This window comes from Pseudomonas sp. FW215-R2 (genome assembly GCF_058789255.1).
Genome location: NZ_JBYTBO010000012.1, coordinates 108105 through 119627, shown reverse-complemented (window position 1 = coordinate 119627; position 11523 = coordinate 108105). Strand labels below are relative to the sequence as shown.

Sequence of the window (11523 nt, the reverse complement as noted above, 5' to 3'; positions counted from 1 at the left end):
GTTCGCCAAGGTCCGCTTTCGGCCAGAAGCGGACATTCGTGACGTGTAGGTGCGCAGTTCCTGGGCGTGCTCTCGGCGGATCACGTCGCGCTCGCCGTACTTCGCCCAGCTCGTCGGCTCGGCCTGGACCTGCTTGGCCACCCACTGGATCACCGATTCAGGGAGGTCCCTGTCGGTGCCCAGCGCATAGCCGGGGTAGCGCAGCAGGCAAAGATGCACCGCAAAGCCCAGGCGGTTGGCATCGCCACGCCGCTGGCGGATCAGCGACAGATCGGAGTCGTTGAAGGTGTAATAACGAATCAGGTCATCCTGACTCTCCGGCAGCGCAAGCAGGGTGTCCCGCTCCGTTGCCGAGAGGATCGAGCGACGCGGCATGGATCAGTCATCCGTGCGGAGGTACTGGTAGAGTATTTCCCGGCTGATGTTGAGCTCGCGGGCCAGTTGTGCCTTGGGCTCGCCGGCCGCCGCCCTGCGCCGCAGGGTAACAGCCTGCTCTCCGGACAGGGCTTTCTTGCGGCCTCGGTAGGCACCGCGTTGTTTGGCCAGGGCGATGCCCTCGCGTTGCCGTTCACGGATCAGGGCGCGCTCGAACTCGGCGAAGGCCCCCATCACCGGTAGTCGCCGGCGCCGTTGCGTGTGGCGATGCAAGTGCTGGTGCATAGCTGACGCCGTTTCACCAGTCCATCGGGTAATGCTCGATCCTGCAAGGGTGGCTGTTGCCGTCGCCTTTGCAGATGCCATCCAGGTATTGGTAACGCATCCTTACCCATTGGCCGGACGCAGGCCAGAGCTTACGCGGGATCATACTTTGCCAGTCGGCGCTCTCCGGCTCGAAGGTGATCACCGTTCCTGTCTTCGGGCACTGAGCGTCTGCGGGGTCAGCCTTAACTGACGCCACACGGCCCTGGAGTTCGGGGTAGGGCTGCTTCCCCCTCGCGATGATCTCTACTTCTAACTTACAGACCTGCCAGCTGGAAGCCTGCGTGGAGCTTGCCAAGATCGACGCCATAACCCCTACAACAGCGATGATAATGCTTTTCACGGATATTCTTGTGCCCATAGGAATATATGGAAACGCGTGGTCACTGGAAATCGCACTTCACTCACGTACAAGTCGGACCTCAAGGTTCAAAACGAGCGGCTCGCAGGTAGTGTTGCCGTCGCGCCACAACACCCAGACCCTGACCCATGAACTGCTGTCCCGCGTCTCGGAGCCACCGTTGCAGACGGTAGAAGTCCAATAGCCCTCGTGCAGCGGCGATGTTCCGGACGCCGGGAAATCGGCAGCGGGTATGTTCACTATATTGAACCAACGCTCTGCAAGGCTGTTGACTTCTTTGATGGTGGGCAGGCGCCAGCCCGGTTGCGCGCTGGCGTCTACTAAGGCTCGCAGGTAGCGGTAGCGAACAGGCATCCCGATGCAGCGCTGGCCGCTCCATACTTGAGGCTCCTGACAGCGGCGCCACACCAGGCCGGTGTGGCGGTCTTCAACCACGCCGCCGGGCACGCCGCGTTCGTCGGCTACTGCGCGATAGCGCCCTGCCTCCGGAGCTTCGGGGCCGCGCACCAAGCGAACAAACAACGGCGCAGTGTCGCTTGTCATCCTGCGGTGGCACCTGTTGACAGATCCGGAGTCGAAGCTTACGCACCATATGCGGGTCATATCGGCAGGCTCGGAGGTCATGTAATTCCCCGACACGGTGTTGGGAAACCATTGCACATCGACGGCCGCCTCTGGGGGCCTTTTATCGGCCAGTACATTGATCAGTTCGTCCATATCGATCAAGCCCTGCAGCTCAGCCACCGTGGGCAGGCGCCAATCGGTAAAGCCGCACAACCGCATCGTATTCACCTGTGCCACATAAGCCATGGCGTCACCCGGCCGTCCATCGCCATAGTAAGAATAAGCGTCGGTATTGGCCCGGCTTCCTGGTGTCGGCTGGTTGTGCGGTCCGTAGGTATTGACCAGCGAGCTATAGCCCAGGTCGGGCGGGCCAATCGGCCTACGTATGAACGCAGGTCTGCCGCTATCTGGCTTGCCCTCCCAGACCAACCCGGACACCCGATCCCGCACGCACGAGCTCAAAGGTTGGCCAGCCACCGTCTCGTAGTCGGGACGGCCTGCACGCAACATGCCATCCTGTTTTGGTACTAAGGTCAGCGGCCCAGAAGCTGTACACGATTGAGGCGCCGGAGTTTGGCCTTGCTGCCACCCCAGGCATACGCGCGCTCCGGTGGGCGGCACCCTCATTGTTATCTGTTCTGCGGTGCTTGCTGACGGCTGCGCAGCGGCAGACACTGCGCCCAGCCCAAGCATGAAGATCACTGTGGCTGCGACACGCACCACGGTCATCGCGCTGGATTTCTGTTCGGATCGAAGTCGATTCCGGAAAGCCACCACTCCGGAAGCACGAACCATGGCGCAGAGCGCTCGGGGCTTGGGACGGTACCGCGTACTGGCGAGATTGCTGCGGACTTGAAGGTCGGCCTCATGCATTGTACTTGCTCTTCCATCGGGCACATATGCTCGTGTAATGCCACCTGGGGCGCCATCGGGAGTATCCAGCAACTGCAAGCGCTTTTCTAGGTATCGTAAGCTCGAACAACTTCGATCATCCATTGTGAACACTATCCCTAGTCGATCGATTAGCAGAAAAGGGGGCTGATTTATTTTCTAAGAAATAAATCAGTCCCCTTTTTCCCCAGCTTCGCCAATAACCGACGTTCGACTTGTTCCGCTTCCCGCAAATGCCATCGTAAACAGTTACCCCATCCTGGAGCAGATGGGGTTTAAGGATCGCTTACATTTACCTCAGACAATCCTTAAGCCAGGGCAGGAACTGTGAACCCATCCCTGATTAGAATAGTTCGCCAAGGTAAAGAGAGAAAAGTAAGCGTTCTGACAACTGTTCGGTAATAAGTATTTTCTTCCGTGCCCGTGCGAGTCCATGCGACCACATGAGTGACTCTGTTATTGGCGATAATAATACTGGCTGCGCAGAATAAATCTTTGGTCGGGTAGGCCTGTTCAGTTTGAAAATGAAAATTCATCGTCTGGTCTACACCTGGCTGATCAGCAATGACCGTCACACCACCTCCGCGTTTGCATGCGCCTCCATCATCATAGTAAGGGCTTACAGTCTGCCCTTGCACAACATCAACCGACCACTGAAGGTCGGTTGGGCTTGCAGAGTAACCGGGGATACCCGAGTCATAACTACCTTTTTCAGGCCCATCCAGCCACTTAAGTGTTCTACATTTGAATTGTATTACATGGCCGCTCTCAGCCTTTATAGTGAATCGGATTGCGTCATTTAATACTTGGCTAAGGCTGTTGCCGATATCGCTAATATCTACATTCACTTCAACTTTCAGGCCTGGGTCGTCGTATACCTGCATGGTGCATTCCTTGTGCTAAGCACGCAAAGGTTAAAGACTTAATGTATTGCTCCATAGGCGGCGTAGTCAGCCACTGTCTGGCTGAAGTCTAGGACAGGTTTTACTTTTCGATGAACTCAATTATGAAACCTGGCGTGGTCATTCACAGCCGTCCACGACAGTCAGCTTCTGGCCGTTAGCGGCCACTTGCGAACGGCCGCTTTTGGCCGATAGCGGACGCTCGCAACGAGCAACGCGATCATGAATCGCACCTTGATAGGTAAGCTGACTCAAGTCCCTCATGTCAATTATCCGCGATTTACACAGCCACGTTTAAAGTCACCAGCCGTAACTTCCCCAAGGCTACAACGCCTTGCGTCATTGCCTACGACTACGCCAGAATCCGCCGGCTTGTGCGTCTACGACGCGGGTCTTATCGTTTCCCGGTCACTGAAAAACAGTGACGGGGTTTGGTAGCCCCGGATTATCGTAGGTTGCATAAGCATCATGATGTGCAGTGTCTGAAAGGCTCCGCGTCATGGTGGTCATGCACAGGGCGTCTTCGGGCGCGCCGGTTCCTACGTCCCGGTCTACCAACCTGAGCATGGCCGCCACCCATCGTTTGGTAGCGAGAGTGTCGGCTCCCATTTGACGATGTAGGAGTTTCACCATGATCAAACCAACACCCAACCCACCCGAAACCGACCCAACCTCCCCCTACGAATCCCCCAACTCCAAAAAACTCCACGACGCCGCCGAGCGTGCGCTGGATCACTACCTCTTCCCCGCCGCCGGGGTCATGTCGTCCTGCAACGAGCCTGAGCGGATGTACCTGGCCAATCCGAAGTACAACACTGAATGCTTGCTGGCCAATGCCAGCGAAACCCTGAGTTCGGCGAGCGAGATGCTCAGTAACTTCGCCGCCCTGCTCGATCCCTCGAATCGCAAGACGGCGCTGGGTATCGCGCAGGTGGTGATGATTGCCGAGCTGGCGGTGAATCAGGCGCTGGATCACGTCGAGGTCGCGTAACCGGTCGGTGTCTATAGAAGCAGTCGATGGCTGCTTCTACAGCGCGATTTGTGTGGGTTGTCTGACGCCCGTTCAGTTTTCAGAATGTTGCATCATGAGCGTCCATTACTGCGTCAGGCTCGGGTACCATTCGCTTCGCTCACTCGGTGAAGTCTCTATGAATAGCTCTGGTGCTGCGCGGGGTCTTAGTAGAAATGGGGTCGTGGAGAAATAGATGAAACGGTTGTTCCTTGGCCCCCTATTCGGAGTGCTATTTGTCTTGGCCGGTTGCGCAAAGGCCGAACCGCACTGTGAGGACTTTTTAGCAAAACTCAGCGACAAACCTGAGTTTGTTGAGCTTCTGGAGTGCACCCAGGACAACGACATACAAGGAAAACCTTTCCTTGCTCGCTACCGAGTAAAAGGCCTTGATGCACTTGAAGCTGAGCGATACATGAATCAGAGCTTCGGTCTGCCAAAGCTTCAGCACATGTGTTGCGGATGGGATTCGGCACCGTTCTTCTATCGCGATAAAAAAACAAATGTGGGGTACATGCTGGGTATGGGGTCCGAAGAGACGCCAATAGACAAACGGGATTCGTGGTCAGACATAAAGTATTTCTACATCAACGTTTCCCTCTTCACTGAGGAAACCTAAACACAACGTCGCCCGATTCGGACCAATCCAAAAAAGCGGTTGCTCGTCGGAGGAGTTTTCACATTGGGACATTTTCTGAGTGAGCCGCAGCTGTCCGAAGTCAGAGCTGCACTCTCCTGGCCATTCAACGACTTTCCGGTCGAATATGACTATATCGCGGATAAGGTTAGAGACATCGATCCTGACGTAGTTTACGAAATCCTTTATGAAGAGGTCGCACCGGTTTGTTTCACCAACCTTGTGGCAGCCGTCCCCCCGGTATGGACGGGGTTCGATCCCGATTTACTCAGAGTCTCGATAGAGGAAAGGCTGGCGGCAAGAAAACGTAACTGGTTTCGCCGGCAATTCGATAAGGCATTGGTTCGTTGGCTGCAGTACAACTACGGCTACATCTGGAAGGAAATCTCCTCCAGACTTTGAATGCAATCGGGAAAAATCACAGAGGCTCTGTCAGAACCATCAAATGAAACTAAAACCACTCCTCATCAGCCTTCTCTGCTGCATCAGCCCCCTGTCCCACGCAACGGACGTCCCGATCAAAGAACACATGCCCTTTGTAAACGCCCGAAAGGCCTTGATCAAAAACGGCTGGAAGCCGAACCCGACCTACACAGGTGAATACGGGGTCGAAAACATCCTCCAGAGAAAAGGCTTCACTGAAGTCGAGTCGTGCACGGTTGGTCTTCAATTCTGCAGTTTCAACTACGTCAGGAATGGCGTCTGCCTGGGCGTGGCGACTGTCGGGGAAGAGGTCAAAGACATGAAGATTTATTCCTGGGGCTTCAAATGCCCTGAGAAGGATTGAGGCTCTCTAAAACGCCTCAATCCTCCTGTCACCTCACCAAAACCAATACGGCAGAAACTTCGGCGTGGGCTCGATCATGAATTCCAGGTGGTAGGTGATGGGGTTGAAGAAGAACATATCCAGTATCAGAAAGGCCCCTACCCCAAACGACAGCGTCATGAACTCACGGTAGCGATGCTCGGCGAGGTACTCGCGTTTGGCATGGTAGAAGCTCAATAGCGCAAACAGCCCAAGGCCTGCGCCCAGGTAGTTGGGCTGTAATGGGACTTCCGCGAAGTTGTTGTATACCAGCACCGACAACAGCAGGCCCAAACCCAACGCCGGTAACTTGAGACAGAACTGCATCAATCCATTTTTGGCGCGTACGAATGCCGCTTCATGGCTGACAAAGAGGTAGGCGGCCAACAGGGAAATGGCCGGAGTGATTGCCAGTATGTAGCGTGCTTTCTTGGAGCTTGGGATCGTGAACAGTACAAGCAGTACCAACAGCCACCCGGTGAGATAAAGCAGCAGGTCGATGTCTTTATGGCGGGTCGAACTGAAGAACAACTTGTACTTCTTCAGAATCACGCTGATGGCGTAAAACACCGTAAAACCGTAAGTAAACAGGCCTGCGGAGAAGTAGAAGTAATAGCGCGGTGCGTGGTCGGAGCCGAAGCGCCCTATTCCTTGCATGTTCAGGACTTCAACGAGAAACGCTTGCCCCCCTTGCAAGTACGCGGCCCATGCCAGCAGCACAACCCCGGCGGCCAGAATCAGGCCCGAGAGGAATGAAAACAGCAGCAACATGCGCCATTGGCGGCTCAGGAAGTAATAAGCCCCGATGACACAGGCGGGCCCGATCAAGCCGATAGGCCCACGAAACGCAAAACCCAGTGCCAGCCCCACGAACAGAAACACCAGGCGACGTGGGTCTTTTTTCAACTCGGCCGAATAGGCAACGTAGAAGCAGATCAACGTAAACAGGGCCGGATAGATATCAAGTGCCAGTGAGTTCACGCCGTCCAGAAAGGCCCAGGTCAACAGGCTGAAAAGTACGCCATACGCGCCCCACTTCTTGCTGTGCAACGCCCCCAGCCGATAAATGAATACCAGCATCAGGGAGGCGGCAATGCAGGAAGGCAGCCCCATTGAAAGAATGGAGACACGACCAAACGGCAAGGAAGCCAGATAGACCAGTAAGGTGTTGAGAACCGTATAGTCGGGATAGGGTTTGAGGTCGTCGGCAATGGGAAACAGCGTGACGCCGTTCGCCAGCATGTAATCGGCGAAGTCGACAAAGCGTGTTGTGTAGTTGAGGACGGCAGGTTTGTACTGCAACACCATGAACACGGCCAGCGTCATGAAGAAAATGCTCAGGCATGGATTTCGTATAATCAATCCCTTCAACATGCCTGCCCGCCAAGTGCGCTCTACAACAAGCGGGGCATCATATCGATCCATCGGTAACCCTTTAGTGAAGTTGTTCTTTTTGGCTCCAGTCCGGAAAGCACGCGAATGCTGAAAATGAAGTCCTGCTCTCTGGAAAGTTGAATTTGAGCCTAGCCCACGGCTAGGACTATTCAAGCATTACGCGCCCCAACATTCCCTGAACGAGACTAACGAAAATCAATAAAAAGCCCGGCCAGACACCTTCGTCACTGACGAAGAGTATCTAGCCGGGCTTTTTGCTGTTCAGTTACTGGTTATTGACGGTGATATAGGGATCCCAGGTGTGGTTTGTACCAATCTGGTTCAGGTCACGGTCGTACAGCGCGAAAGTGATGGTGTACCAGAGTTTTCCTGGGTTCAGAGCAGTGGCTTGCCACAGGCTGTACGTCACATCGGTTTTGGAAATACCGCCGGGAGCCCCCTTGTTCAGATAGATCACCACACCGGGCACGTTGAAAGAGACCGGTGTCGAGATAGTGCCTTTGTAATCGCCACCCTGGTGCGGGTCGCCTGGCTGGACGTTTTTGATCTGTGCGATGCGGTCGAAGTTGCGCGACAGCGTGGTGGCACGCCAGCGGATGTTGTCGCCGGTTTTGACATCGATCCACAACTCGTTGCCGCCTTCGCCGGTGCTGCCGCTGGCATGCGGATCGACGGCATCGCGCGTCACCAGCATGGAAATCGCACCGCCGACGTCGTTGGGATGGGCAATCAGGTAATCGGCATCGATATTGACGAGCACGTCGTAAGTATTGGTCGCACTGGACATTTTGCTGCTCCTTGTTGGAATGGCATAAACGACCGCGCCCGCAAAGGCTGTCCGGCTCATCCGGTCCCTGGATGCGGTCTGCGGAGAACAATAGGAGATGGCTTTATGGTGTCAACGTGCGATCAGTTGACGCGAAATAAACGCGGTGTGATGCGGACTGACCAAGGCTTTGATTTGCTTCTCTGCTGGCCAATCTCGTCATCGTTTTCTGGATGTTCGCTGACTGCTTGAGCTGGCAAAGGCGCACAGTCGTTGTCGGCAAGTGCCGCATAGTAAAAAGGGGACGTATCTATTTCCGGAAAAATAAATACGTCCCCTCTCAGCGCTATATCGATCCGCATTGGGTTCCGGATATCGGCGGGTTAGTCCCTTTGGTCTTCCTCAAGCCTGTTACGGAGCTGGTTCAGCACATTATGGGTCGTCTGGATGTCATCGACGTCCAGCCCCTCCGAAAGTGTGTTGATCCAGGGCGCCTGAAGTCTCATCGCACGTTCGAATGCTTCTCTTCCGGCATCCGTCAGCACAACCAGCTGCGCTCGGCGATGGTGAGGATTCGGCTGAAACTCCAGCAGCCCATCCTTCACGAGATCGTTGACGATCCGCTGAACGTTCTGGCGATTCGCGCCCATGTCGCGAGCAATCCATGAGACGGGTTGCGCCCGATCGGCATTGACAATCGTTCCCAGGAGCTGCCAGCGGGCACTTGTGAGACCTATTTCTGCTACGAGGCGATCGCCTGCCGTGATCATTCGTGCACTTGCTCGAAAGAGTTCAAGGACCAGATCAGTCATCGCGCGCCCAGCGGGGGTGTGGTTTGGCTTCTTCATGGTGCGAACCTTTCCATATTGACACCATGGTGTCAATTAACTAAAGTTTCGACACCTCGCACCACATTGTCATCATGTTTACAAACTGGAGGTCATCATGCTTTCTAGCTGAACCGTTACCCCTCCAGCGCCATGGCCATGCCGCATCTGTTTACCAAGGTCGCGGTGCCGAACATCTGTACCGCTTGAGTAACGCCCAATTGACTGACGGTATTCGATAAATGCTGAAACGACTCCACTTGACCGCCAGCATGCTGGCACTGTTTTGCATCGCCACTTTCTTTCTATCGACGATTCTTGTCGAAACCATGGGAGCCCGGCAGTCGATCGCCCAGCTCAAGCACCTGATCGTCAGCCCCGGACTTTGGGTGCTGATCCCGACGATGGTGCTGGCCGGGGCGAGCGGAATGCTGCTGAGCCGGTCACGGCAAGGACGCCTGGTGGGCTCAAAGAAGAAACGTATGCCGTTCATTTCCGCCAATGGCCTGTTGGTGCTTGTACCGTGCGCAATTGCGCTCAACGTATGGGCGGCCACTGGAAGATTCGACATGTGGTTTTACATCGTACAGGTCATCGAACTCATCGCAGGGGCCGTCAATCTCACGCTGATGGGGCTGAATGTGCGCGATGGCTTGCGTTTGAGCGGCAGGTTGCAGCGGGCCATACCTCACGGTCGGTAAGCTCGGGGCATCCTTTGCCCTGGCACTCGGATCATGTCTTGCTGCATGAACCTAAAGCGACACCCGCTCCAGAAACCTTTTGATCTCCAGCGAATACGCCCCCGGATGCGAAAACCTGAACATGTGCCCGGTGCGCAGCAGGATGACTTCCTGTGAACCCTTGATGCCGTTGAGGAGCACGTCTGCGGCGTCTTTGCCGATCAGTTTGTCTTCCTCGGGCGTCAGAATCAGTGTGGGCACGTCGATCTTTTTCAGCAGCGCCGTGTAGTCCGCTTTCTCGATCGAGCGCATGCGGTTGATGTAGGCCCTGTGGGACGTTTCCTTGATGAAGAAGGCGCGGCTCTTGCCGGTTGACCAAGGGATCTCCCCTTCCCTGTCGAACGCCGACGCCAATTGCGCGGCGTGAATCCGAAGGGTCATCTGCCGGTAGAACGGGCCAGGGAAGAATGGTGCAAGGGCTGCCAGGGTCTTGAGCCAGGGCGAAGTGATCGGGCTCCTGGCAAAACCGCCGGAGAGCACCAACCCTCTGAGGCCTTTCGGCTGCCGCGCCGCCAACGCGATCGAGGACACTGCGCCGTAGGAATCACCCACCAGCACGTAGTTTTCGAGGTCTTTCACTTGGTCGGTGATGACGTTGGCCAACGCTTCCAGATCGCACACGTCGTCCGGCAAACGCAGGGTGCGCAGGGGGCGATGCTGCAAGTGGGTCATCTGGTTCAGTTGCCACGGGGCCCCGGCGAAGCACGGGATCATGACCAAAGTGGGCTCTGTGCGCATGGGGTATTCCTGGCGGGTTGAATGAACGACAACCGAACTCTAGGAAGACCGACGCAGGCGATCCAATGGCTTTTACACAGCCTGTTGATGCACCAGATTCATAAAGCCTCAGTCGGCGATCATCATGTTCGTGATCCACTCGATGGCGGGCTCGTTGGCGCGCCCACGTGCTCGAACAACGAGCACCTCCCAGGTGGGGAGCGCCAAGGGCAGTTCGAACAGGCTCAGTTGTGCGGTTTCTTGCAGCTGCAAGGCGACGCGCTCGGCCACCACGGCGATGGATTGCGACGCGCCGATCATGAACGGAACGGCCAGAAAACTCGGGCAAGTGACGCTCACCTTGCGAGTCCGACCGAGGCTCTCCAGCGCCTCGTCGACGGCGCCCCGAGCATCACCGCGTGGTGAAACCAAGATGTGCGGCAGGCGCACGAAGTCATCCAGTTCCATGTGCAACTTCTTGCCGCGCTTGACCAGCGCCGGGTGGCCCTTGCGCGCGATGCCGACGAAACGTTCCTGATGGACGAGCTGACAATCAAAACGTTGCGGAGTCTGGGCGAAAGAACCCGAGCCCAGCACGATGTCCAGCTCGCCGGCGTCCAGTTGGCGCAGAGCGGATTCGCCATCGGCCGGCCTGAGTTTCAGCACCACGTCGGGCGCGGCGGCCTGAATCCGGGCCAGTGCCGGGGCGATGACGGTCAGCACCGCGTGATCGGTGGCCGCCACGTTGAGTTCGGCTTGTAAACGACTGGGATCGAACGAGCCACGAGGACTGGCGACGAGCCTGACCGACTCAAGCACCGCCGCGACTCTCGGCATTAGCTCGGTGGCCAGCGGCGTCGGGGCAATACCACGGGGATGACGGATGAACAGCTGATCATCGAAAGCAGTACGCAACCTCGACAAGGCGTGACTGGTGGCGGACTGGGACAGGTGCAATCGTTCGGCGGCGCGACCGACGTGTCTTTCGGCCCAAAGCGCCTCGAGCACCACCAACAGGTTGAGGTCGAAACGCGTCAGGTCCAGGGGCTTCATCCTGTTGTAGCCTTTTGGTTGATTGTTCGGAGCCACGATAGCGTGAGCGCCCTTCAATTGACAGGTATCGGCCGAGGCGTTCTGGAATAAGATCGGTTAGAACGCGTAACGACAGCGGCTGAAAATATGGCTAGTATTCCGGCGTTTTTTGCCAGCA

Annotated in this window: 14 protein-coding genes and 3 pseudogenes; 5 read left to right on the top strand and 12 right to left on the bottom strand. The window is 56.2% G+C overall.

What is annotated here, in order from left to right:
- Positions 1–45: 45 nt before the first annotated feature.
- The 6 genes and pseudogenes from AC3WRD_RS18060 to AC3WRD_RS18035 form a co-directional block, all read right to left on the bottom strand.
- A pseudogene (locus AC3WRD_RS18060) lies at positions 46–375 on the bottom strand (DUF4158 domain-containing protein); the annotation flags it as partial.
- A gap of 3 nt (positions 376–378) precedes the next feature.
- Positions 379–618 (bottom strand): annotated as a pseudogene (locus AC3WRD_RS18055) (helix-turn-helix domain-containing protein); the annotation flags it as partial.
- Positions 619–673: 55 nt separating this feature from the next.
- Positions 674–1042, bottom strand: coding sequence for a hypothetical protein (locus AC3WRD_RS18050; RefSeq protein ID WP_256580656.1), 369 nt, complete (start codon positions 1040–1042; stop codon positions 674–676).
- A gap of 57 nt (positions 1043–1099) precedes the next feature.
- On the bottom strand, positions 1100–1870 hold the full coding sequence (locus AC3WRD_RS18045) for an Lcl C-terminal domain-containing protein (protein ID WP_256580655.1): 771 nt from the start codon (positions 1868–1870) through the stop codon (positions 1100–1102).
- A gap of 54 nt (positions 1871–1924) precedes the next feature.
- Positions 1925–2134: pseudogene (locus tag AC3WRD_RS18040) on the bottom strand (hypothetical protein); the annotation flags it as partial.
- Positions 2135–2823: 689 nt separating this feature from the next.
- Entirely contained in the window at positions 2824–3399 is a 576-nt protein-coding gene (locus AC3WRD_RS18035; protein WP_102622269.1) for a hypothetical protein, read from the bottom strand.
- A 649-nt stretch (positions 3400–4048) separates the two neighbouring features.
- Here AC3WRD_RS18035 and AC3WRD_RS18030 point away from each other — a divergent pair.
- From AC3WRD_RS18030 to AC3WRD_RS18015, 4 genes are all read left to right on the top strand, one after another.
- The gene (locus AC3WRD_RS18030) at positions 4049–4408 is read left to right on the top strand and encodes a DUF6124 family protein (RefSeq protein ID WP_096821752.1); all 360 of its coding nucleotides are present in this window, start codon (positions 4049–4051) and stop codon (positions 4406–4408) included.
- Positions 4409–4622: 214 nt separating this feature from the next.
- Positions 4623–5045 carry a DUF4952 domain-containing protein gene (locus AC3WRD_RS18025; RefSeq protein WP_102621588.1) on the top strand — a complete coding sequence of 141 codons (423 nt, stop codon included), beginning with the start codon at positions 4623–4625 and terminating at the stop codon, positions 5043–5045.
- Positions 5046–5108: 63 nt separating this feature from the next.
- Complete coding sequence (locus AC3WRD_RS18020) at positions 5109–5465, top strand: DUF7079 family protein (protein ID WP_102621589.1); 357 nt, start codon at positions 5109–5111, stop codon at positions 5463–5465.
- A gap of 43 nt (positions 5466–5508) precedes the next feature.
- Positions 5509–5850 (top strand): hypothetical protein, encoded by a 342-nt coding sequence (locus AC3WRD_RS18015; RefSeq protein WP_256580639.1) that lies wholly within the window; start codon positions 5509–5511, stop codon positions 5848–5850.
- Positions 5851–5883: 33 nt separating this feature from the next.
- Here AC3WRD_RS18015 and AC3WRD_RS18010 read toward each other — a convergent pair whose 3' ends face one another.
- The 4 genes from AC3WRD_RS18010 to AC3WRD_RS17995 form a co-directional block, all read right to left on the bottom strand.
- Positions 5884–7194 (bottom strand): ArnT family glycosyltransferase, encoded by a 1311-nt coding sequence (locus tag AC3WRD_RS18010; RefSeq protein ID WP_102621590.1) that lies wholly within the window; start codon positions 7192–7194, stop codon positions 5884–5886.
- Positions 7195–7528: 334 nt separating this feature from the next.
- Positions 7529–8050, bottom strand: coding sequence for an AidA/PixA family protein (locus AC3WRD_RS18005; RefSeq protein WP_102621591.1), 522 nt, complete (start codon positions 8048–8050; stop codon positions 7529–7531).
- Between the two features lie 122 nt (positions 8051–8172).
- On the bottom strand, positions 8173–8391 hold the full coding sequence (locus AC3WRD_RS18000) for a hypothetical protein (RefSeq protein ID WP_146013094.1): 219 nt from the start codon (positions 8389–8391) through the stop codon (positions 8173–8175).
- A gap of 21 nt (positions 8392–8412) precedes the next feature.
- The gene (locus AC3WRD_RS17995) at positions 8413–8877 is read right to left on the bottom strand and encodes a MarR family winged helix-turn-helix transcriptional regulator (RefSeq protein WP_173861379.1); all 465 of its coding nucleotides are present in this window, start codon (positions 8875–8877) and stop codon (positions 8413–8415) included.
- 221 nt (positions 8878–9098) lie between these two features.
- Here AC3WRD_RS17995 and AC3WRD_RS17990 point away from each other — a divergent pair, with 221 nt between their 5' ends.
- Complete coding sequence (locus AC3WRD_RS17990; RefSeq protein WP_102621592.1) at positions 9099–9557, top strand: hypothetical protein; 459 nt, start codon at positions 9099–9101, stop codon at positions 9555–9557.
- Positions 9558–9608: 51 nt separating this feature from the next.
- Here the strand turns inward: AC3WRD_RS17990 and AC3WRD_RS17985 are convergent, their stop codons facing one another.
- Positions 9609–10334 carry an alpha/beta fold hydrolase gene (locus tag AC3WRD_RS17985; RefSeq protein WP_102621593.1) on the bottom strand — a complete coding sequence of 242 codons (726 nt, stop codon included), beginning with the start codon at positions 10332–10334 and terminating at the stop codon, positions 9609–9611.
- Between the two features lie 108 nt (positions 10335–10442).
- Positions 10443–11366, bottom strand: coding sequence for a LysR family transcriptional regulator (locus AC3WRD_RS17980; RefSeq protein WP_102621594.1), 924 nt, complete (start codon positions 11364–11366; stop codon positions 10443–10445).
- Positions 11367–11523: the final 157 nt, after the last annotated feature.

Excerpts from the sequence above, each read along its gene's own strand:
- AC3WRD_RS17985 (WP_102621593.1), bottom strand. The coding sequence starts at position 10,334 with ATGCGCACAGAGCCCACTTTGGTCATGATCCCGTGCTTCGCCGGGGCC.
- AC3WRD_RS17995 (WP_173861379.1), bottom strand. The coding sequence starts at position 8,877 with ATGAAGAAGCCAAACCACACCCCCGCTGGGCGCGCGATGACTGATCTG.
- AC3WRD_RS17980 (WP_102621594.1), bottom strand. The coding sequence starts at position 11,366 with ATGAAGCCCCTGGACCTGACGCGTTTCGACCTCAACCTGTTGGTGGTG.
- AC3WRD_RS18025 (WP_102621588.1), top strand. The coding sequence starts at position 4,623 with ATGAAACGGTTGTTCCTTGGCCCCCTATTCGGAGTGCTATTTGTCTTG.
- AC3WRD_RS18045 (WP_256580655.1), bottom strand. The coding sequence starts at position 1,870 with ATGGCTTATGTGGCACAGGTGAATACGATGCGGTTGTGCGGCTTTACC.
- AC3WRD_RS18010 (WP_102621590.1), bottom strand. The coding sequence starts at position 7,194 with ATGACGCTGGCCGTGTTCATGGTGTTGCAGTACAAACCTGCCGTCCTC.
- AC3WRD_RS18035 (WP_102622269.1), bottom strand. The coding sequence starts at position 3,399 with ATGCAGGTATACGACGACCCAGGCCTGAAAGTTGAAGTGAATGTAGAT.
- AC3WRD_RS18015 (WP_256580639.1), top strand. The coding sequence starts at position 5,509 with ATGAAACTAAAACCACTCCTCATCAGCCTTCTCTGCTGCATCAGCCCC.
- AC3WRD_RS18005 (WP_102621591.1), bottom strand. The coding sequence starts at position 8,050 with ATGTCCAGTGCGACCAATACTTACGACGTGCTCGTCAATATCGATGCC.
- AC3WRD_RS18000 (WP_146013094.1), bottom strand. The coding sequence starts at position 8,391 with ATGCGGATCGATATAGCGCTGAGAGGGGACGTATTTATTTTTCCGGAA.
- AC3WRD_RS17990 (WP_102621592.1), top strand. The coding sequence starts at position 9,099 with ATGCTGAAACGACTCCACTTGACCGCCAGCATGCTGGCACTGTTTTGC.
- AC3WRD_RS18030 (WP_096821752.1), top strand. The coding sequence starts at position 4,049 with ATGATCAAACCAACACCCAACCCACCCGAAACCGACCCAACCTCCCCC.